This window comes from Enterobacter cloacae (assembly GCF_011078175.1).
GTDB lineage: Bacteria > Pseudomonadota > Gammaproteobacteria > Enterobacterales > Enterobacteriaceae > Enterobacter > Enterobacter cloacae_Q.
Map to the genome: position 1 here is coordinate 1 of NZ_JAALCJ010000001.1, position 21,310 is coordinate 21,310.

Annotated in this window: 20 protein-coding genes and 1 pseudogene; 11 read left to right on the forward strand and 10 right to left on the reverse strand. The window is 52.8% G+C overall.

Going from position 1 to position 21,310, the window contains the following annotated elements; genetic code table 11:
- The 4 genes from G6Q29_RS00005 to G6Q29_RS00020 all read right to left on the reverse strand — a co-directional run.
- Positions 1 to 86 (reverse strand): 4Fe-4S binding protein (locus G6Q29_RS00005; RefSeq protein ID WP_001628926.1); only part of this gene is annotated, 86 nt, incomplete at its 3' end.
- 10 nt (positions 87 to 96) lie between these two features.
- Positions 97 to 2,535 carry a selenate/tellurate reductase subunit YnfE gene (ynfE, locus tag G6Q29_RS00010; protein ID WP_165464026.1) on the reverse strand — a complete coding sequence of 813 codons (2,439 nt, stop codon included), beginning with the start codon at positions 2,533 to 2,535 and terminating at the stop codon, positions 97 to 99.
- 130 nt (positions 2,536 to 2,665) lie between these two features.
- Positions 2,666 to 2,971, reverse strand: a complete 306-nt coding sequence (locus G6Q29_RS00015; protein ID WP_165464027.1) for a DUF1161 domain-containing protein — start codon at positions 2,969 to 2,971, stop codon at positions 2,666 to 2,668.
- 102 nt (positions 2,972 to 3,073) lie between these two features.
- Positions 3,074 to 3,928, reverse strand: a complete 855-nt coding sequence (locus G6Q29_RS00020) for a benzoate transporter (protein ID WP_165464028.1) — start codon at positions 3,926 to 3,928, stop codon at positions 3,074 to 3,076.
- 192 nt (positions 3,929 to 4,120) lie between these two features.
- Between G6Q29_RS00020 and G6Q29_RS00025 the strand changes: the two genes are divergently transcribed.
- Positions 4,121 to 4,831: a YnfC family lipoprotein gene (locus G6Q29_RS00025; RefSeq protein WP_165464029.1), complete on the forward strand. Its 711-nt coding sequence runs from the start codon at positions 4,121 to 4,123 to the stop codon at positions 4,829 to 4,831.
- A gap of 17 nt (positions 4,832 to 4,848) precedes the next feature.
- Here the strand turns inward: G6Q29_RS00025 and speG are convergent, their stop codons facing one another.
- Both speG and G6Q29_RS00035 read right to left on the reverse strand, forming a co-directional pair.
- Positions 4,849 to 5,409 (reverse strand): spermidine N1-acetyltransferase, encoded by a 561-nt coding sequence (gene speG, locus G6Q29_RS00030; RefSeq protein ID WP_003857416.1) that lies wholly within the window; start codon positions 5,407 to 5,409, stop codon positions 4,849 to 4,851.
- Positions 5,409 to 5,747: a DUF1283 family protein gene (locus G6Q29_RS00035; protein WP_063451459.1), complete on the reverse strand. Its 339-nt coding sequence runs from the start codon at positions 5,745 to 5,747 to the stop codon at positions 5,409 to 5,411. Before G6Q29_RS00035 ends, speG begins: the two co-directional genes overlap by 1 nt.
- 150 nt (positions 5,748 to 5,897) lie before the next feature.
- Between G6Q29_RS00035 and G6Q29_RS00040 the strand changes: the two genes are divergently transcribed.
- From G6Q29_RS00040 to G6Q29_RS00070, 7 genes are all read left to right on the forward strand, one after another.
- Positions 5,898 to 6,224 carry a YnfA family protein gene (locus G6Q29_RS00040; protein WP_165464030.1) on the forward strand — a complete coding sequence of 109 codons (327 nt, stop codon included), beginning with the start codon at positions 5,898 to 5,900 and terminating at the stop codon, positions 6,222 to 6,224.
- Between the two features lie 111 nt (positions 6,225 to 6,335).
- The gene (gene rspA, locus G6Q29_RS00045; RefSeq protein ID WP_165464031.1) at positions 6,336 to 7,550 is read left to right on the forward strand and encodes a starvation-sensing protein RspA; all 1,215 of its coding nucleotides are present in this window, start codon (positions 6,336 to 6,338) and stop codon (positions 7,548 to 7,550) included.
- 14 nt (positions 7,551 to 7,564) lie between these two features.
- The gene (locus G6Q29_RS00050; protein ID WP_165464626.1) at positions 7,565 to 8,584 is read left to right on the forward strand and encodes a Zn-dependent oxidoreductase; all 1,020 of its coding nucleotides are present in this window, start codon (positions 7,565 to 7,567) and stop codon (positions 8,582 to 8,584) included.
- A 73-nt stretch (positions 8,585 to 8,657) separates the two neighbouring features.
- Positions 8,658 to 10,043, forward strand: a complete 1,386-nt coding sequence (locus G6Q29_RS00055; protein WP_165464032.1) for an MFS transporter — start codon at positions 8,658 to 8,660, stop codon at positions 10,041 to 10,043.
- Positions 10,040 to 11,446: a glucuronate isomerase gene (gene uxaC / locus G6Q29_RS00060; protein WP_165464033.1), complete on the forward strand. Its 1,407-nt coding sequence runs from the start codon at positions 10,040 to 10,042 to the stop codon at positions 11,444 to 11,446. The genes G6Q29_RS00055 and uxaC overlap by 4 nt, the downstream gene beginning before the upstream one ends.
- Before the next feature lie 27 nt (positions 11,447 to 11,473).
- The gene (locus G6Q29_RS00065) at positions 11,474 to 13,012 is read left to right on the forward strand and encodes an MFS transporter (RefSeq protein WP_165464034.1); all 1,539 of its coding nucleotides are present in this window, start codon (positions 11,474 to 11,476) and stop codon (positions 13,010 to 13,012) included.
- Positions 13,013 to 13,235: 223 nt separating this feature from the next.
- Positions 13,236 to 14,699 carry a mannitol dehydrogenase family protein gene (locus tag G6Q29_RS00070; RefSeq protein WP_165464035.1) on the forward strand — a complete coding sequence of 488 codons (1,464 nt, stop codon included), beginning with the start codon at positions 13,236 to 13,238 and terminating at the stop codon, positions 14,697 to 14,699.
- 44 nt (positions 14,700 to 14,743) lie between these two features.
- Here G6Q29_RS00070 and ydfZ read toward each other — a convergent pair whose 3' ends face one another.
- Complete coding sequence (ydfZ, locus tag G6Q29_RS00075; protein ID WP_003857405.1) at positions 14,744 to 14,947, reverse strand: putative selenium delivery protein YdfZ; 204 nt, start codon at positions 14,945 to 14,947, stop codon at positions 14,744 to 14,746.
- 287 nt (positions 14,948 to 15,234) lie between these two features.
- Here ydfZ and G6Q29_RS00080 point away from each other — a divergent pair, with 287 nt between their 5' ends.
- Positions 15,235 to 15,666 (forward strand): universal stress protein, encoded by a 432-nt coding sequence (locus G6Q29_RS00080; protein ID WP_015570611.1) that lies wholly within the window; start codon positions 15,235 to 15,237, stop codon positions 15,664 to 15,666.
- A 35-nt stretch (positions 15,667 to 15,701) separates the two neighbouring features.
- Here the strand turns inward: G6Q29_RS00080 and G6Q29_RS00085 are convergent, their stop codons facing one another.
- Positions 15,702 to 16,388 carry a GntR family transcriptional regulator gene (locus G6Q29_RS00085; protein ID WP_165464036.1) on the reverse strand — a complete coding sequence of 229 codons (687 nt, stop codon included), beginning with the start codon at positions 16,386 to 16,388 and terminating at the stop codon, positions 15,702 to 15,704.
- Positions 16,389 to 16,478: 90 nt separating this feature from the next.
- Positions 16,479 to 17,225: a bifunctional NADP-dependent 3-hydroxy acid dehydrogenase/3-hydroxypropionate dehydrogenase YdfG gene (ydfG, locus tag G6Q29_RS00090; RefSeq protein WP_165464037.1), complete on the reverse strand. Its 747-nt coding sequence runs from the start codon at positions 17,223 to 17,225 to the stop codon at positions 16,479 to 16,481.
- Between the two features lie 143 nt (positions 17,226 to 17,368).
- On the opposite strand from ydfG, the gene dcp reads away from it, so the two are divergent.
- Complete coding sequence (gene dcp / locus G6Q29_RS00095; protein ID WP_165464038.1) at positions 17,369 to 19,402, forward strand: peptidyl-dipeptidase Dcp; 2,034 nt, start codon at positions 17,369 to 17,371, stop codon at positions 19,400 to 19,402.
- Between the two features lie 92 nt (positions 19,403 to 19,494).
- Here the strand turns inward: dcp and G6Q29_RS00100 are convergent, their stop codons facing one another.
- Positions 19,495 to 20,151 carry a class I SAM-dependent methyltransferase gene (locus G6Q29_RS00100; RefSeq protein WP_165464039.1) on the reverse strand — a complete coding sequence of 219 codons (657 nt, stop codon included), beginning with the start codon at positions 20,149 to 20,151 and terminating at the stop codon, positions 19,495 to 19,497.
- A 725-nt stretch (positions 20,152 to 20,876) separates the two neighbouring features.
- On the opposite strand from G6Q29_RS00100, the pseudogene G6Q29_RS00105 reads away from it, so the two are divergent.
- Positions 20,877 to 21,125: pseudogene (locus tag G6Q29_RS00105) on the forward strand (M3 family metallopeptidase); the annotation flags it as partial.
- Positions 21,126 to 21,310: the final 185 nt, after the last annotated feature.

The following is a 21,310-nucleotide window of genomic DNA, read 5'->3' on the forward strand; positions in this document are numbered from 1 at the left end:
TCTTTGTAATCCTTGCAGGCCAGCTCGCAGGTTTTGCACCCGGTGCAGCGGCTGGAATCAATAAAAAATCCATACTGGGTTGTCATCGGTTACTCCTTAAGCCTTCTCGATCTGCACCAGGTTTGTGTGCTGCGGGTTTCCTTTCGCCAGCGGTGACGGGCGGTGCGTGGTCAGGGTATTGATGCAGGAGCCGTGATCGACACGATCGCCGTTCATGTTGGCGTCATGCCAGGCGCCCTGACCCATCGCGCTCACCCCGGGCATGATGCGCGGGGTGACTTTCGCGGCAATACGCACTTCGCCGCGGTCGTTGAAGACGCGCACCATATCCCCGTTTTTGATACCACGTTGCTCTGCATCCACAGGGTTAAGCCATACCTCCTGGCGACAGGCGGCCTGGAGCACATCCACGTTGCCGTAGCTGGAGTGGGTGCGGGCTTTAAAGTGGAAACCGAACAGTTGCAGCGGGAACTTGCTGCGCTCGGGCGCGTCCCAGCCTTCGAAGGTCGGGGTATAGACCGGCAGCGGAGTGATGGTTTCGTCTTTTTGCAGTTCCCAGGTTGCCGCAATATCCGCCAGCTTGCTGGAGTAGATCTCGATTTTGCCCGACGGGGTTTTCAGCGGATTGGCATCCGGATCGTCACGGAATTTTTTATAGGCCACAAAATGTCCATTTGGATCTTTGCGCTTATAAATACCCATTTTTTTCAGCGCATCGTAGGACGGCAGCAGCGGATCTTTGGCGACCATTTTGGCGTACAGGTAGCGCAGCCACTGCTCTTGCGTACGGCCTTCGGTGAATTTCTGATGGATATCCGGTCCGAGGCGTTTCGCCACTTCACTCATGATCCAGTAGATGGGCTTGCGCTCGAACTTCGGGGCGGTAACCGGCTGGAGAAAAATCAGGTATCCCATATTGCCGGCGTAATCGTTGGGGATGATATCTTCCTGCTCGACGGTCATCAGATCCGGCAGAACAATATCGGCATACTTCGCGGACGAGGTCATGAAGTTATCGATGACGACGATCGTTTCGCACTTGCTCTCATCCTGCAAAATGTCGTGGGTTTTGTTGATATCGGAGTGCTGGTTGATGAGGGTATTACCCGCGTAGTTCCAGATGAACTTGATCGGCACATCGAGCTTATCTTTGCCGCGTACGCCGTCGCGCAGGGCGGTCATCTCCGGTCCACGCACGATGGCATCCGTCCAGCTGAAGCAGGAGATTTGCGTTTTCACCGGATTTTCCGGCAGCGGCATGCGTTCGATGGTGATGGTGTAGGTCGATTCGCGCGCGCCGCTGTTGCCTCCGTTAATGCCGACGTTGCCGGTCAGGATCGGCAGCATGGCGATGGCGCGGGACGTTTGCTCCCCGTTAGCCTGACGCTGCGGACCCCAGCCCTGGCAAATGTAGGCCGGTTTCGCCGAACCGATTTCACGGGCCAGCTTAATGATGCGATCGGCTGGGATGCCCGTTATGCGGGACGCCCACTCCGGGGTTTTCGCGGTTCTGTCCTCACCCTGGCCGAGAATATAGGCTTTGTAATGACCATTAGCAGGTGCGCCTTCCGGCAGGGTTTTTTCGTCATAACCCACGCAGTATTTATCGAGGAAAGGTTGATCGACCAGATTTTCATTAATCAGCACCCACGCAATACCTGCCACCAGCGCGGCATCGGTGCCCGGACGAATCGGGATCCACTCGTCTTCACGCCCTGCGGCAGTGTCGGTATAGCGCGGATCGATAACGATCATTCGCGCGTTTGACCGTTCGCGCGCCTGCTCAAGGAAGTAAGTGATCCCGCCGCCGCTCATGCGCGTTTCCGCCGGATTATTGCCGAACATCACCACCAGTTTGGTGTTTTCGATATCCGATGTGCTGTTGCCGTCGTTGCTGCCGTAGGTGTAGGGCATTGCGCAGGCGATCTGCGCGGTGCTGTAGGTGCCGTAGTGGCTGAGGAAGCCGCCGTAGCAGTTCATCAGGCGCGCGACCAGCGAAGCGTAAGGGGAGGAGCGGGTGATGTTGCCGCCTACAATTCCAGAGGAATAGTTAATATAGACCGCTTCGTTGCCGTATTTTTCGACCACGCTTTTCAGGCTCGCGGTGATGGTGTCCAGCGCTTCTTCCCAGGTGATACGCTCAAACTTGCCTTCTCCGCGTTTGCCCACGCGTTTCATCGGATAGTTCAGACGGTCTGGGTGATTAATGCGACGACGTATTGAACGGCCTCGCAGGCAGGCGCGAACCTGATGGTTGCCGTAAATATCCTCGCCGGTATTATCCGTTTCAACCCAGTAGACTTCGTCATCGCGAACGTGCAGACGCAGGGCGCAGCGGCTACCGCAGTTTACCGAGCAGGCGCCCCAGACGACGTTATCTTCTGCGGGCTGAATAGCGGACTGCACAGCGGCGGCGGCGCTTTTCAGACCAAAAGGTAATGCGATCCCACCGGCGGCAAGCGCCAGGGATCCTATGGCAGTAGATTTAACCAGAGTTCGACGGCTTATCCCGCCGTGATGTTCAACTTCGGACATAACTCACCCCATCATTGTTAATAATTATTTTCACCCGTGACTACAACCGGGCTAATGATGGGGGGAGTGTTACTTATTTAGAGGTAATAAATATTAATCCTCGTCAAATCAGGGGAATTGAGTGGGAAAATCATTGCGGCTCAGCGGGCGCATTCTCCTGCGTACCCGCCCCGCTGACCGGGTAGTTGCCGCTACTGGTGCGGATGTACAAAATTTTGAATGTATCGTTGGCACAATGCCCAACGACCTGCGCATCTGGCTGATCGGCCTGATCGTTCGGGACGATATTCAGGCTAAAGCCAGACTCCGGCACGCCGTTGTTGATAATCTTCTGCTGAATGTCGCTTTTCACGCGCTCGCAGGAGTCCGGGGCCGCAAGAAGAGCGGGTGAAGCACTCATTAACAGCAGGGCGGTAATCCAGGGTAACCGTTTCATCTGTAGCTCCTTTTCACTGTGTGGACTATAAGCATAGCAGGATTAGGGTAAGCTTTTGTTTTTGGGCCGGTCTTTCTGAATTGTCCTGGAGCCCTGCCTGCGTCATAAAATAAATTGCGAAAAATGGTGCTGATTGTCTACCAGATAAGAAGGCAGGGTGCGTTTTGATACCTCTTGCCTGACCAGTTTTCGGTCTCGTCCCCAGATATCTTCGGCGTTGGTGATAACCTTCATAATATGTTCCGGGTTATTAAATTCCGGCAGATCGTATTCGGTATGAGAAATGGTAGACATTTTTTCGGAAATTCTTTCTGGGGTCATTACCCAGGAGAAATGCCAGCCGCCATCTTTCACTATCTTGTTATTGATTTTTAGCCAGTTCCATTTAAACCATGACCAGTTTTTATCTTTGCGCGCACGCTTCCAGTTTCGGAAAGATTCAGGCTCACCATGGAAGAAATGCTTAAGGTTGTAATAGGACGTCGCGCGGGGCAAGGTACATTTTCTCGGCGTACCATCCGTGTTGTGAACCTGGAGATTAAACTGATAGTTGAATACGTTTTGATGAATAGTCGTGCAAAGCGCGCGCGGATTAATGGCCCTGACCGTGTCGGGAGAGAAGATTTCGTCAACGTCTGACACCAGAATCAGATCGTCGTCTGCCGCGTCTTTTAATCCGTTCATAATGGAGTTGCGAAGTGCTGCCTCATTTGCCCATGCATCAACCTGGTTATTATCCGCTCGGTTTAAAATAGGCTGCGCGTCAAAAGGCACGTAAATGATTTTGTCTTTAAATTTAGCAAACTTCGTAATATCGAAATGCAATTCTCGCGGTATGCCCGTAAAAGAGTGTGTTGCTTCTACAATGACAAAACGGTCAACGACATCAGCGAGAGTATGTAATCTGATGTCGAGCAACATATCTTCGTCATAGTACAAAAAACAGTCGTAAATCATGATGTTAACCCGAAAATTTAAAAATCTGATTTTATAATAGTGTGAAATCTTGCGCGCCCAAAGTAGCCACTTTGGCAGGTCCCGTCAATGCAAACGAGGGATTTATACAGCGCAAAGCGTTGAATGAAGTGCTGTTATGTAAGTTGCTGTATTTGCTAATATGATTGTATCTCTCTCTGAACGGTAAACGATGTGAATAAATACGCAGCGATAATGCTACTGGCAACGGTACTGGTGGGATGCGACAACAACACCGCGCCGCTGTCATTTACGCCGGAGATGGCGAGTTTTTCGAACGAGTTTGACTTTGATCCTCTGCGCGGGCCGGTGAAGGATTTTACCCAGACGCTGTTCAACGATAAGGGTGAAGTCTCTAAACGCGTGACCGGAACGATGTCGACGGAAGGGTGTTTCGATACGCTTGAACTGCACGATCTCGACGCTAATACGGGCGTTGCGCTGGTGCTGGATGCTAACTACTACGTCGATGCGGAAACCCAGCAGCAGAAGGTAAAGTTGCAGGGGAAATGTCAGCTGGCGGAACTGCCCTCTGCCGGACTGACATGGGACACCGACGATAACGGGTTTGTGGTTGCCGCGCACAGTAAAGAGATGGAAGTGAAGTACCAGTATGACGCCGACGGCTACCCGCTGGGTAAAACAACGGTTTCCGGCGACCAGCGTTTATCGGTCAAGTCGGTGCCGTCGAAAGATCTGCGCAAGCGCATGGATTATACGGCGGTAAGCATGTTGAACGATAAACCGATGGGCAATGTAAAGCAGAGCTGTGATTACGATCGCCACAACAACCCGGTGAGCTGTGAGCTGGTGATCGCCGATGACAGCGTCAAACCTGCCGTTGAGCGCAAGTACACCATTAAAAACAGCATTGAATATTATTGAGAATACAACCGCGCAGGTTACTGCGCGGTAGGTTTAAGCAGGCTGGCGGAGGAGGACTTATGCCCGGCCAGATGCTGATGCTGGAAAATGCACATGCGGATGGTGTTACGGTATTCGCCGTTAATAAAGAATTCATGGATCAGTTCACCTTCCACCATAAAGCCCAGCTTACGGTATATATGGATCGCTTTTTCGTTCTCTTTGTCGACGATAAGGTAAAGCTTGTAGAGATTCAGGACGTTAAACCCATAATCCATCGCCAGCTTTGCCGCCCGCGACGCAAGACCTTTCCCCTGGTGCTCCGGTGAAATAATGATCTGAAATTCTGCCCGACGGTGAACGTGGTTGATCTCAACCAGTTCAACCAGCCCGGCTTTCTCACCTTCGCACTCCACCACAAACCGGCGTTCACTCTGATCGTGGATATGCTTGTCGTAGAGATCGGACAGCTCGACAAACGCCTCATAGGGCTCTTCAAACCAGTAGCGCATCACGCTGGCATTGTTGTCGAGCTGGTGTACAAAGCGTAAATCTTCGCGCTCCAGCGGACGAAGCTTCACGTCACACGGCGTCGACATTACGGTGCTACTGTACGGCCAGTGCGGCGATCCAGACAGCGCAGGGTGTTAGGCTCCCAGTAAGCGTTGACGTTGGCACTTTGCTGGCACTTATCGCGCGCGTCAAACGCCACATCCTCTTTATCCCACTCTTTTTCAGCGCGTTTATTCACTTTCTGACGCAGGCTGCGGGTGTCATTCCATTGTTCTTTGTCCATGGCGGCGTTCTGACGGCTTTGCGCGCTGTCACCAGACTCAATGATGAGCTTGCTGGTTTCGGCTGAGGCCGTTGCGGCAAAGGCGAACGAGGACAGCGCCAGTGCGGCTGTTAGACAAAGGCGTTTGCTTAATGTAGTCATAGCGTTTCCTTTAAACGGGTGCAGAAAATCGGATTACCCCGTTGGATTCTACACCAATCCGAAAGGGTGTCATACCCGCGCCGCAGGTATGGGAACGATGAGAGCATTATCGCGTATGATGTTTAAATCAATCCTCACGAAACGAGAAAAATGTTCAAAACGACGCTGCTTTTTTTCGCGACCGCGCTGTGCGAAATCATCGGATGCTTTTTGCCGTGGCTCTGGCTAAAGCGGGGCGCTTCCGCGCTGCTGCTGATCCCGGCGGGTGTGTCCCTGGCCCTTTTTGTCTGGCTGCTCACCCTGCATCCGGCCGCCAGCGGACGGGTTTATGCGGCCTACGGCGGGGCGTACGTCTGTACCGCGCTGCTGTGGCTGCGCGTTGTTGATGGCGTCAGGCTAAGCCTGTATGACTGGGCAGGCGCGCTGATTGCACTCTGCGGCATGATGATCATCGTGGCTGGATGGGGACGCGCATAGGCGTCCTTATTGTGTGATCGCCCGCTGATTTCACGATCATTATACTTGTATGGTAGTAGTGTAGTTGCGTAAATTTCCTGCATCACAACGAGCGATGTAAGGAAATGGAATATGAAGATTGTCGGGGCTGAAGTATTTGTCACCTGCCCGGGGCGTAACTTTGTCACCCTTAAAATCACGACCGAGGAGGGCATTGTCGGCCTGGGTGATGCCACGCTGAACGGACGTGAACTTTCCGTTGCCTCTTACCTGAAAGATCACCTGTGCCCGCAGCTGATTGGCCGTGATGCGCACCGCATCGAAGATATTTGGCAGTTCTTCTATAAAGGCGCGTACTGGCGTCGTGGTCCGGTCACCATGTCAGCGATTTCTGCTGTGGATATGGCGCTGTGGGACATTAAGGCGAAAGCCGCGAACATGCCGCTCTATCAGCTTCTGGGCGGGGCATCCCGGGAAGGGGTGATGGTTTACTGTCACACCACCGGGCACACCATTGACGACGTGCTGGAAGATTATGCCCGTCATAAAGAGCTGGGCTTCAAGGCCATTCGCGTGCAGTGCGGCGTGCCGGGAATGAAAACCACCTACGGCATGGCTAAAGGGAAAGGGCTGGCCTACGAGCCTGCGACCAAAGGCGCCTGGCCGGAAGAGCAGCTGTGGTCCACCGAGAAATACCTCGACTTCACGCCCAAACTGTTCGACGCCGTTCGCAGCCAGTTTGGTTTCAATGAACATCTCCTTCACGACATGCACCACCGTCTGACGCCCATCGAAGCGGCGCGGTTCGGCAAAAGCATTGAAGAGTACCGCCTGTTCTGGATGGAAGATCCGACTCCCGCTGAAAACCAGGAGTGTTTCCGCCTGATCCGCCAGCACACCGTCACGCCAGTTGCGGTGGGGGAAGTGTTCAACAGTATCTGGGACTGTAAGCAGCTGATTGAAGAGCAGCTCATTGACTATATCCGCGCCACCCTAACCCATGCGGGCGGCATCACCGGGATGCGCCGCATTGCTGACTTTGCCTCACTCTACCAGGTGCGTACCGGCTCCCACGGCCCGTCGGATCTGTCGCCGATTTGCCACGCCGCGGCGCTGCATTTTGACCTGTGGGTACCGAACTTTGGCGTGCAGGAGTATATGGGGTATTCAGAGCAGATGCTGGAAGTGTTCCCGCACAGCTGGCGCTTCGATAACGGCTATATGCACCCGGGCGACAAGCCAGGGCTGGGCATTGAGTTTGATGAGAAGCTGGCAGCGAAATACCCGTACGATCCGGCTTATCTGCCGGTGGCCCGTCTGGAAGACGGCACCCTCTGGAACTGGTAAACGAGGAGCGAATGATGAAAAGCGTAGTGATCAAACAGCCGAATGCGCTGGTGATTGAGGAGCGTCCTCTCCCGTTGCCGGCGGCAGGCGACGTCCGCATCAAAATTAAGCTCGCCGGTATCTGCGGTTCAGACAGCCATATCTATCGCGGGCATAACCCTTTTGCGAAATACCCGCGGGTAATCGGTCACGAGTTCTTTGGCGAAATAGACGCGGTTGGCGAAGGCGTGGATAGCACCCGACTGGGGCAGCGCGTTTCGGTTGATCCAGTGATCAGCTGTGGGCACTGCTACCCGTGTTCCGTGGGAAAACCGAACGTTTGTACCTCCCTGGTGGTGCTGGGCGTCCACCGTGATGGCGGCTTCAGTGAATATGCCGTCGTGCCGGCGAAAAATGCCTGGCACATTCCGGATGCGATCCCTGACAAACACGCGGTGATGGTTGAGCCATTCACCATTGCCGCCAACGTGACGGGGCAGGCAAAACCCGCTGAACAGGACGTGGTGCTGATTTACGGCGCAGGTCCTATGGGGCTGGTCACCGTACAGGCGCTGAAGGGCGTGTACAACGTGAAGCAGGTCATCGTGGTGGATCGCATTGACGAGCGGCTGGGGATGGCGCAACGCAGCGGCGCAGACTGGGTCTTCAACAACGGCGAGCAATCGTTACAGGCCGCGCTGGATGAAAAAGGCATCAAGCCGACGTTAATCATCGACGCTGCCTGTCATCCGTCCATTTTACAGGAAGCGATTACGCTGGCGTCTCCGGCGGCGCGCATCGTACTGATGGGCTTCTCCAGCGACCCGAGCCAGATCGTGCAGCAGGGGATCACCGGCAAAGAGCTGTCGATCTTCTCTTCGCGCCTGAATGCCAACAAATTCCCGGTGGTCATTGACTGGCTGGGAAAAGGGCTGATCGACCCTGAAAAACTGGTCACCCATACATTTGACTATCACCACGTTACAGACGCCATCGAACTGTTTGAAAAAGACCAGCGGCAGTGCTGCAAAGTCTTGCTCACGTTCGACCAATAATAATTCACGCGGTTAAGAGCCTGAGAAGACAGGCTCTATGTGGTACGCATCTTACCTTGCAGAGATAGCCATTATGACTCAAGCACAACCTCAAAGAAGTACGTCAGATCTGGTGAAAGCCGCCGTATCTGGCTGGCTGGGCACCGCCCTGGAGTTTATGGACTTCCAGCTCTACTCCCTGGGTGCCGCGCTGGTGTTCCATGAAATTTTCTTCCCTGAACAATCCGCGGCCATGGCCCTGATCCTGGCGATGGGCACCTACGGCGCAGGTTACATCGCACGTATCGTCGGGGCGTTTATCTTCGGCAGAATGGGGGACAGCATTGGCCGTAAAAAGGTGCTGTTTATCACCATCACGATGATGGGGATCTGCACCACCTTAATCGGCGTATTGCCGACTTACGCGCAGATCGGGATTTTCGCACCGGTGCTGCTGGTGACGTTGCGTATTATTCAGGGGCTGGGCGCGGGGGCGGAAATTTCCGGCGCCGGGACCATGCTGGCGGAGTACGCGCCGAAGGGCAAACGCGGCATCATCTCCTCGCTGGTGGCCATGGGAACCAACTGCGGGACGCTGAGTGCCACGGCGATCTGGGCCGTGATGTTCTTTGCCCTCGACCGTGAAGAACTTATTGCCTGGGGCTGGCGCGTGCCATTTCTCGCCAGCGTCGTAGTGATGATCTTCGCCATCTGGTTGCGTATGAACCTAAAAGAGAGCCCGGTGTTTGAGAAGGTTAACGACGCCGAAACCATCACACCGGTTGCCGCGCAGGATACCTCATTAGGGGCGATGTTTAAGAGCAAATCCTTCTGGCTGGCGACCGGCCTGCGCTTCGGTCAGGCGGGTAATTCTGGGTTGATCCAGACCTTCCTTGCCGGGTATCTGGTGCAGACGCTGTTATTTGATAAGGCAATCCCAACCGATGCGCTGATGATCAGTTCGATTCTGGGCTTCCTCTCCATCCCGCTGCTGGGCTGGCTGTCCGATAAAGTGGGGCGCCGTCTACCGTATATCATCCTTAGCATTTCAGCCATTATTCTGGCTTACCCGATGCTGTCGATTATCGTCGATAAGAGTTACGCGCCGGGCGTGATTATGCTCTCTATCATCGTTATTCATAACGTTGCGGTGCTCGGGCTGTTTGCGCTGGAAAATATCACCATGGCGGAGATGTTTGGTTCGCGGAACCGCTTTACCCGCATGGCGATTTCGAAAGAGGCGGGCGGTCTGGTGGCCGTAGGCTTTGGTCCAGTACTGGCGGGGATCTTCTGCAACATGACCGGGTCCTGGTGGCCGATTGTCGCAATGCTGGTGGCGTACTCGCTGATTGGGCTGGTCTCCGCTTTGCTGATGCCGGAAGTGCGCGACCGCGATCTGAGCCTGGTGGAAGATGCAGCTGAACCCCTGCGCCAGAGCGAAACCGCAGCGAAGCAGCGGAAATATGGAGCCCTGTCATGAGTTTTATTAACGATAACTTTATGATTGGCAATGCAAGAGGTGTTGAGCTCTATCGTAACGTCGCGAAAGCGCTGCCAATTATTGATTATCACTGTCACCTGGACGCGAAAGATATCTTCGAGAATAAAAATCTCGATAATATCACCGAACTCTGGCTGGCTGGCGATCATTATAAATGGCGCGCCATGCGCGCCAACGGTATCTACGAAAAATACATTACGGGCGATGCCCCGGCGGAGGAAAAATTTGCGGCATGGGCTGAAACGGTGGAAGCGAGCTATGGAAATCCGCTCTATCACTGGACTCATTTAGAACTTCACCATTATTTTGACTGTGACGAACCGCTGGGCGGACATAACTGGCGTGAAATCATGGCGCGCTGTAATCGGCTATTACAGCAGCCTGATTTTACGCCGCGGGAACTCATTAAACGATCCAGGGTAGAGGTTATTTGTACGACGGATGGTCCGCTTGATGATTTACGCTACCATCAATTATTGCGTGATGACGCGACGTTCAACGTTAAGGTATTGCCTACCTTTCGTCCGGACGAAGTTTTTGCGCAAAACGCGGAACAATTTGCCGACTTTATCGATCGGTTAGGTGAGACAACAGGATCTGAAATCCAGACATTCAGCGATTTTGTTAAGGGAATGAGCCAACGTATTGCCTGGTTCCACGAGATGGGGTGCCGAATTTCCGATCACGGCCCCGTGGAGATCCATTTTCAGTCAGCAGATGAAAGTCAGATTGAATCCGTGTTTGCCCGAAAACGCCGGGGTGAAAATCTGGACGCCCGTAATAATGCAATTCTTGACAGCGCCATTTTTATTATGCTGGCGCATAATTACAGGCAGCATAACTGGGCAATGCAGATACACTTCGGGGCGATTCGCAATAATAATTCCCGCATGTACCGTACTTTGGGTAGTAATACTGGTTTTGACTCGCTGACCGATCAGTTGAATCTTGCGGCCAATCTCAACCAACTCCTGGATGCAATGGCGCAGGCTGAAGCTTTGCCCAAAACCATTCTTTATAACCTCAACGCCAGCTATAACGATATTGTCGCGACGACTATCGCTAATTTTCAGACTGCGGAACTGGGCGTCAAATCGCCGATACAGTTTGGCTCCGGATGGTGGTTTAACGACACTCAACGCGGGATGGAAAACCAGCTACATAGCCTTGCGGATCAGGGGCTGTTAATGAATTTTGTCGGTATGTTGACCGATTCCCGAAGTCTGGTTTCGTATACCCGCCACGATTATTTCCGTCGCATTTTGTGCAATATGATTGGTGGCTGGGTGGAGCGTGGTGAAGTTCCGGATAATAACGCCATCCTAACGAAGATGGTTAAAAATATTTGCCATGATAATGCTGAAAACTATTTCAGATTTTAAATTCTACTCACTGAGTGGGGATGGAACATGTCTCGTACTGCGAAAAAAATCACCATTCCGGTTAGTATCGGCTATGGACTAACGGATATTATGGGCGGCGGTGCCTTTACCGTTATCGGCGCCTGGTTATTATTCTTCTATACGACATTTGTTGGGTTGTCACCGGTTGAAGCGGCGTCTATTGTTGCCATTGCGCGCATTGTCGATGCTATTGTTAGTTTGTTTATGGGGAGTTTCACCGATCATTTTTACAAAAACTATTTTGGTAAAAAATTTGGTCGCCGGCGTTTCTTTTTGCTGATCGGTGCACCGTTGATGCTGGTCTATGCATTGCTGTGGCTTGATGGCATGACATACGGTTTTTATCTCGCCGTCTATCTGGCATTTGAAATTATTGCTGCAATGGTACTGATCCCCTGGGAAACGTTACCGTCAGAAATGACAAAAGACTTTAACCAGCGGACCAAACTCTCAACCTGCCGTATGTTTCTTTCAGCGTCGGGAACGTTTCTGGCGACATTTATTCCCGGATTGCTGATAGGCTATTTCGGGGAAAATAGCGCCCATGCCTATCTCATCAACGGCGTTATTTTTGCCGTACTGTTTATGGTATGTGTATTCATCTCGTGGAAGGTGACCTGGGAACGCGAGTTGACGCCCGAAATGCTCTCCGGGCTAGAACAAAGCACACGCCCACAAACAGCAGGGGAGAAGCTGGCTGCCTTCGGACGACTTTTTAAGGAGTATGGTTCCACCCTGAAAATCCGGGCCTTCAGGAAACATCTCGCCATCTATCTGCTGTCGTTTACCGGCAAAGATGTCTACAACACGGTATTTGTATTTTTCTGCGTCTACTGTCTGAATGTCTCTTCCTCGCTGGCAGGCACGCTGCTGTCGATGAGTATTGTGGGGCTGCCCGTCACGTTAATTGCGGGTGTAGGGATCATCAAATATGGGCCTTCAAAGCTGTATGTATTTGCCTATTCACTGATGTTGCTCTGTCTGGGGGGCTTCTTTGCCGTGTACCAGATCCCCGCGCTGAACACCGTCGCGACGCTGGTCATTCTGGCCGGGGTATATCAGGTGGGGCGCTGCGTACTTGAGTTTACACCGTGGAACGTGTTCCCGTTCATTCCAGATATTGATGAAATGGTCAGCCGTCAGCGCCGTGAGGGACTGTTTGCCGCGGTCATGACATTTTCCCGGAAAACCACGGTCGCTATTGCCACCTTTATTGTGGGTCTCCTGTTACAAAGCGGCGGATTTGTAAAAGGGAGCCAGACGCAGCCAACCGAAGCCATCCACACCATCGCAATGCTTATGTTCATCGGCACTGCTGCCTTGCTTATTCTGGCCCTGTGGCAGGCTCTGACATTCAACCTGAACAAACGTACGCACAAAATCTTTGTGGATGAGCTGGATCGCCTGAAAGCCAACGGCTCTCCCCAACGCGTATCCGCCGAAGCGCGCCGGGTCGTGGAAGATTTAACAGGCTATTCCTACGACAGGTTGTGGCGTGAGCCGACGGTTCGGTCCGGGGAACAGACGGTGCGCACCCCAGTATGATCTGGTTTATATCTTTTGCCAGATGTCACACAACTTGATTTTTATATCACACCACTTGGCCGAAAGTTAATGTAAATCAATGTTCATGGCAGCATAAGCAGTATTGTGAACGGCAGGATAAAGCAATGACACTGCCATTCTAGTTGGTTTAGTCAACCGGCGCAGCCGCACTGTCACCAGAGCGGCTGCGGATCTCAGCGTTCATAATTAACGAGTCTCAATCATGGAAAACCGTTTATTACAGGCGAAGGCAACGCGTCCTCAGTACGATCGCGACAGCCTCAAGGCACGCATTGTTCATTTAGGATTTGGCGCGTTTCACCGTGCGCACCAGGCGGTGTACACCGATATACTCGCCGCAGAACAGGGCAGCGACTGGGGTTACTGCGAAGTTAATCTGATTGGCGGCGAACAGCAGATCGCCGATTTGAAGGCACAGGATAACCTTTATACCGTGGCAGAGATGTCTGCCGATGCCTGGACGGCGCGCGTGGTCGGCGTCGTCAAAAAAGCGCTGCATGCGCAGGTCGACGGCCTTGAAACAGTGCTGGCGGCGCTGTGCGAACCGCAGGTCGCCATTGTTTCCCTGACCATCACCGAGAAAGGGTATTGCCACTCCCCGGCAACCGGACAACTGATGTTCGATCATCCGTTAATCGTTGCCGACCTGCAAAACCCCCATCAGCCGAAATCTGCACCGGGCGTGGTGGTTGAAGCGCTGGCGCGCCGTAGAGCGGCGGGGCTACCGGGATTCAGCGTCATGTCATGCGATAACATGCCGGAGAACGGCCACGTGATGCGCAATGTCACCTGTGCCTACGCGCGCGCAGTTGACGGAGAACTGGCGGACTGGATCGAAGCGAACGTCACCTTTCCGTCAACCATGGTAGATCGAATTGTCCCCGCCGTTACGGCTGATACGCTGAATAAAATCGAACAGCTGACTGGCGTACGTGACCCGGCAGGCGTGGCCTGCGAGCCGTTCCGCCAGTGGGTGGTGGAAGACAACTTTGTTGCCGGACGTCCGCTGTGGGAAGAGGCGGGTGCGGAACTGGTTGCCGATGTCATTCCGTTTGAAGAGATGAAGCTGCGCATGCTTAACGGCAGCCACTCCTTCCTGGCGTACCTCGGCTACCTGGCCGGTTATCAGCACATTAACGACTGTATGGAAGATGAACATTACCGCGCAGCCGCATATGCGCTGATGCTGAAAGAGCAGGCGCCGACGCTGAAAGTTAAGGGTGTGGATTTAGGTCACTATGCTGACCAGCTGATCGCGCGCTACAGCAATCCGGCACTGCGTCACCGCACCTGGCAAATTGCCATGGACGGCAGCCAGAAATTGCCGCAGCGTATGCTCGATTCCGTGCGCTGGCACCTTGTCCACCAGAAACCTTTCCCGCTGCTGGCTCTGGGGGTGGCAGGCTGGATGCGCTATGTCGGCGGTGTGGATGAGCAGGGTAACGCGATTGAGGTGAGCGATCCGCAGCTGGCGGTGATTCAGGCGGCGGTAAACGGTAGCGCTGAAGGCGAAAGCCGCGTTAGCGCGCTGTTGGGCATTGAGGCTATTTTCGGTAACGAGCTGCCGAAGGACGCAGTGTTTGTTGATGCCGTCATGAAGGCCTATCAAACGTTGCTGCAAAAAGGCGCGAAGGCCACGGTTGCTGAGTACGCCTCCCGGCTTTAACGCGATGACATGCCGCCGTCCGCGGCGGCATGTCGGGGCGCAGCTTAGTGCATCCCCAGGCGAATCAGCTCGATCGGTTCGAACTTACCTTCGCATCCTTCCACTTCCACCGTTTTACCACGACGCACCTGCTCGGCATTAAGCCCGTCGCTGTGGATCGCTTTAATCACGCCGAACTGGCCTGTACCGCTAATCATGACGCGGCTACCAGTGGTGATTGCATTTCGGTTACGGTCGTATGTCATCATGGTATTTTCTCCTCTCGCACTTATCCGTTACGGCGCTAATTCAACCGCTGCCGTTCACGGGGCATTATTAATACGCCTCTCTTTAACGAAATTATTTGTTTTTGATCAAGCTCACACTTTTTTCTTATTTCATGATGGCGTTGACGATTCAGGACACCACTTTACGAAGCGGACAATTGTTTTCGTTAATTGATAGTTTACTGGGGTGAGCGTTTAGGCTTTGTTTATCTTTGCAATGCCATTCTGGGAGCAGGAAATAACCCTTCATCGGAATAGGAGTCAGGCTTATGTATAAGAAAATTTTGATGCCTGTTGACGTGTTTGAAATGGATTTAAGCGATAAAGCGGTACGTCACGCGGTCAATCTCGCGAAAGCGGAAGGCGCGACGATCACCCTGGTCAACATTCTCCCTAACAGCAGCCGTTCGTTACTGCGGGGGTTCAATGCCGATATTAAGAAGTTCGAAGAGTATATGACCGCCGAGTCTGATAAGAAGATGAAGGCGCTGAAACGGCTCTTTGATATGTCCCCGGACAATATTGACTGTGAAGTTCGCTTCGGCAACGTACGCGATGAAATCATCAAGCTCAGCAAAGAGGGGAAATATGATGTCATTGTTATCGGATCAAAAAATCCGAGCATTACAACCCATCTGCTGGGTTCAAATGCTGAAACTATTCTGCGCTACGCCACTATTCCGGTATTAGTGGTCCGCTAATTACTTCGCCGCAACCGAAAGGGGGCGGCGAGGTTTTATTCTTCGCTGAACCACTCGCTGTTTTCCTGACGAATTAACTGAACAGACTCGCTAATTTCCTGAAGGTGAAGCGTCATCGCTTTATCTACGGCTTCCACGTCGCGTTTTTCCAGCGCGCTGAAAATATCATGATGTTGTCGCAGCAACATCTCTGGCGGAGAAACATGGTCAAGACTCATGTAACGTACCCGGTCGATGGTAGCTTTGATGTTTTCGACGGTATCCCACGCGAGCTGGCACTCGGCGATCTGCGCCAGTTTCTGGTGGAACTCGTCGTCCAGCTGGAAAAAGTCGTTTAACTGCTTGCGGTCGATGGCGATTCGTTGCTGATGCAGGTTTTGCTCCAGCAGGTAGCACTGGTTATCGTTGATGAGCGACGCGGCGCGACGCACCACGGCGCACTCGATGGCCTGGCGAACAAAACAGCCGTTCCGTACCTGCGAAAGCGAAATTTTATTTACATAGCTGCCGCGCTGAGGGCGGATCTGAATAAGGCCGTTTTCTGCAAGCTTAATAAACGCCTCACGTACGGGCTGACGGGAAACGTCAAAACGTACCGAAACCTCTTTTTCTGAGAGTGGCGTTCCCGGAGGGATCAGACAGTGAACGATATCACGGCGTAAAATGCGATAAATTTGCTGATTAACAGGCTGGGTTGGATTAAGTTGCGATTCAGGGGCCATGGGTTGTGATTTCTCAGAGAGTTAACCTGAATATACTACCATTCTTTTCCCTGCCATCACATACCCGGCCCGCAGGCCGGGTGGGGTATATTAACCGCGATGCACGCTGAGTCCGGCATAGGTCTGGCTGACCGGCATCATCTCAACCGTGTTGATGTTGACATGCTTCGGCAAGGTCGCGACCCACCAGACGGTTTCGGTGATATCTTCCGGCGTCAACGCATTCGCATTTTCATAGGTTTTATCCGCTTTCGCGTCATCGCCTTTGAACCGCACGTTAGAGAACTCCGTTCCGCCTACGAGACCCGGCTCAACGTCGGTCACGCGGATCGCCGTTCCGTGCAGATCGGTGCGCAGGTTAAGGCTGAACTGACGGACAAAGGCTTTGGTTGCGCCGTACACGTTGCCGCCCGCGTAAGGCCAGCTTCCGGCGGTGGAACCGATATTGATGATATGACCACGGTTACGTTCAACCATACCCGGCAGCACGGCGCGGGTCATGTACACCAGCCCTTTGTTGTTGGTGTCGATCATGTTTTCCCAGTCTTCCACGCTGGCTTTGTGGGCAGGCTCCATACCCAGTGCCAGACCGGCGTTATTGACCAGCACGTCGATTTCACGCCATTCGGCAGGCAGATTGGTAATCATCTCTTCAATGGCGGCGCGGTTGCGCACGTCCAGCTGTGCGGTCAGGATGTTGTCACCCAGTTCATCTTTAAGCTCTTGTAAACGCTCCTGACGACGCCCCGTTGCAATCACTTTGTGTCCGTTGGCGATGAAGCGACGCGTAATGCTTTCACCAAAACCCGCAGTCGCCCCGGTAACTAAAATAATCATCTCACTGTTCCTCAACGCTTTTTGTGTTGTACTAACATAGCACGCTCTCCGGCACGTCGTTAAGGCAACATTTGTATGACGCCATTGCAGGCCAGCGCAGGCTGGCCTACTCTGGGGAGAAATACCGTGCTCAGGAGTAAACGATGTCGGTCAACAATCCTTTTTTTGAAATTAGCCTGCTGCCTTATCAGGCACCACGTTTTGATGCGATTAACGACAGCCATTATCGTCCGGCGTTTGATGAAGCAATGCGCCTGAAGCGTGCAGACATTGACGCGATTATCGCGCAGGGCGCCGCGCCGAACTTCAACAACACCGTCCTGGCGCTGGAAAAGAGCGGGGCCATGCTGTCGCGCGTCAGCAGCGTGTTCTTCGCCATGACGTCCGCACACACCAACGACTATCTTCAGGCACTTGACGAACAGTTCTCCACCGAACTGGCTGGCCTGGCGAACGATATCTGGCTGAACGATACGCTTTTCGCCCGCGTTGAGGCCGTCTGGCAGGCGCGGGAGGCGCTGGATGCCGAATCCCGCCGACTGACGGAGGAGACGTATCAGCACTTTGTTCTTGCGGGCGCACGTCTGAACGCCAATGAAAAAGCGGAGCTGAAAGCCCTGAATACCGAAGCCGCCACCCTGATCAGCCAGTTCAACCAGCGCCTGCTGGCTGCGAATAAGGCGGGAGGGCTGGTGGTAGACGATGTTCACCAGCTTGACGGGCTCAGTGCGGAGGAGATTGCTGCCGCGGCTGATGCTGCCACAGAAAAAGGGCTGACGGATCGCTGGCTGATCCCGCTTTTGAATACCACGCAACAGCCCGCGCTGGCGGCGCTGTCGCTGCGCGAGACCCGCAAAAAGCTGTTTAGCGCAGGCTGGGAACGTACTCAGAAAGGCGATGAAAACGATACGCGCGATCTGATCCGTCGGCTTACAGCGCTGCGGGCAAGACAGGCGCAGCTGCTTGGATTTGAAAACTTTGCCAGCTGGAGCATTGCCGATCAGATGGCGAAAACGCCGGAAGCCGCGCTCGAATTCATGCGCGGGATAGTTCCTGCGGCGCGCGGCAGGGCTGCGCTTGAGCAGGCGGATATTCAGAAGGTCATCGACGACGAGCAGGGCGGTTTTACGGTGCAGGCCTGGGACTGGGCGATTTATGCCGAACGCGTGCGTTCAGCGAAATACGCGCTGGATGAGTCGCAAATCAAACCCTATTTCGCGCTCAATACCGTACTGGAAGATGGCGTATTCTGGACCGCCACGCAGCTGTTTGGTATCCGCTTTGTCGAGCGTTTCGATATTCCGGTTTACCACCCGGACGTTCGCGTGTGGGAGATTTTCGACCACACGGGTGAAGGCATGGCGCTGTTCTACGGCGACTTTTTCGCGCGTGACTCCAAAGCGGGCGGCGCGTGGATGGGCAATTTTGTTGAACAGTCTTACGAGTTTGCCGCGCGTCCGGTGATTTATAACGTCTGCAACTATCAAAAACCGGCGAACGGGCAGACCGCGCTGATCTCATGGGATGATGTGATTACTCTGTTCCACGAGTTTGGCCATACGCTGCATGGCCTGTTTGCCAGCCAGCGCTATGCCACGCTTTCAGGCACCAACACGCCGCGTGATTTCGTTGAGTTTCCGTCGCAGATCAATGAACACTGGGCCAGCCATCCGCAGGTGTTTGCGCACTTTGCCCGTCATTATCAAACCGGCGAACCGATGCCGGATGCGCTGCGGGAAAAAATGCTCAATGCGACCCAGTTTAATAAGGGTTATGACATGACGGAACTGCTGAGCGCCGCGCTGCTGGATATGAACTGGCACGGCATTCAGGAGCCCGTTGAAGACGTGGAAGCCTTTGAAGCCGCCGCGTTGAAAAAAGAAGGGCTGGATCTTCCTGCCGTACCGCCGCGCTATCGCAGCAGCTATTTCGCCCATATCTTCGGCGGCGGCTATGCGGCGGGGTATTACGCCTATCTCTGGACGCAGATGCTGGCGGACGATGGCTATCAGTGGTTTGTCGAGCAGGGCGGTTTGACGCGCGAAAACGGACAGAAATTCCGCGAGGCGATTTTATCGCGCGGGAACAGTACTGATTTAGCTGAACTTTATCGCCAGTGGCGCGGGCACGATCCGAAGATTGAGCCGATGCTGGAGAATCGCGGGTTAAAAGAGTAGTGTAAATTTTGCTGAAAACAGAACCGGGCGCGATGCCCGGTATTTTGTCCGATTTTTCTTTCCCAAAACTCATCCAAAATTCCTCCCGTTGACTATCTTTTACGGGAGGCTGTGTAAAGTGCCACAACTCCTTTAACGATGACTTCAACATTAATAAAATGCTTCGAAAGTATTTTTCTCAATTCATCTTCAGAATCATGGATATTTGAAAAGATACCTTTTTGGTTATAAACAGTCATTAGCTTTTTTCCAAAGCCATTATGTATTACGCCATCACCAAGGATGGTTGCACCGTAAAGTATCCCATTTTCAGACAAAGCCATTTTTGAATGTTCTATGACTAATTCTTTGTCTTGCATGGCCCCAGGCAGGCAGTGCAGGAGAAAGAACATTGAGATGGAGTCGAACTGATTTTTAAGCTGAGCCGGCCAGGGGTCAAATACATCATGTTTAATTTTGTTTTCTACCTTGGACTTTCCAGCTCTGGCAGAGGCTGCGTTCAAGCTGGCTGTATTCATATCCATAAGCGTAACGTTAGAGCCGGAGGGCGCATTCGTTAAGTAGTATCCGGTCCCGACACCGACATCCAGGTGCCTTGCACTCATATTTTGTAAAAAATGAGGAAGCAGATTCTCTTTTGTGGAACACCGCCACGCATACGAATTCGAGATTCCAAGAACCCACCAGTCATAGAGTTTCAGCGTGAATGGCGTATAGGCTTTAGCACCTTCATCAGTCTGCTTCTTCATTTACGTACTCCTTTTAATGTTGTTGCAGTGAATATCATAAGTTACTTTTATTTCAGAGGAATAGGCGTCATCGTACCTTCTGTGGTAGAAGGGGTAACGGTTCTGAAATCTCAATCGCATAATTTGAAAACAATAAAAAAAAGCGCCCGACACCATGCCATGTGTTTCGGGCGCAAATAACCCTCTGAGACAAGGATTAAAGTCTATACCACTATTGTGGTGAGCAAAGATTAAAAGAACAACGTTTGTATTCTTTCGTGGGTAATACTTGCAGATTTAATGCCCCAAAAAGTATCATTCTGAGCGACCGGAGGACATTATTTGTTCGGTTGACATTGAGCCTGCGCAACGGCCACACATTTTGCCAGACTTATGGGCAAGGCGCTCATCACAGATGATGTTTAAGCGATCGAAGGTGTTGAGGTGCTGGGTTGAGTGACGTTTAATTGTCTGGTTGAAGATGGCTACTGCGTTTAGTCATCAATCAAATCCTGGCATAGGCCAAAGCTGCCAATATTCGATGGGAGAGCCGTTTATTAATTGCGCGAAATACGAGCATTTAGAGTCGGTGACGCGGCATTTTTGAGATATACCCTTCCGTAAACGATACGCAAGCTACTGAATAGCATCAGGTTCTTATATCGGTAGAAATAATGCGAATCAACGATTCGTTTATAAGATAACTTATTGTTTAGAATGGATATAACGACTGTTGAATAGTATGCTTTGCCCCTATCCCCGTCGGCGGCTACGCGGCGGGGTATTACGCCTGTCTCTGGAAGCAGATGCTGGTGGACGATGGCTATCAGTGGTTTATCGGGCAGGGCGGTTTGACGCGCGAAAACGGACAGAAATTCCGCGAGGCGATTTTAACGTGCGCGAACAGTACTGATTTAGCTGAACTTTATCACCAGTGGCGTGGGCACGATCCGAGGATTGAACCGATGCTGGTGAATCGCGGATTGAGTGCGTAAGGGCTTTCATAGAGTGGGAACCGGACAGAACAATCCAGACGCTTCAAATGTTAGCGCCATTCGCGCTTTACCTCTGGCTTTACATTCGCTGTGATGGCTGCCAGCATTTCGGTGGTCAATTTCTGAATGCCAATGTCGGGCATTCTCTCAGCCAGCACGTTTGTGTATGTCCTTCTTGATTTAAA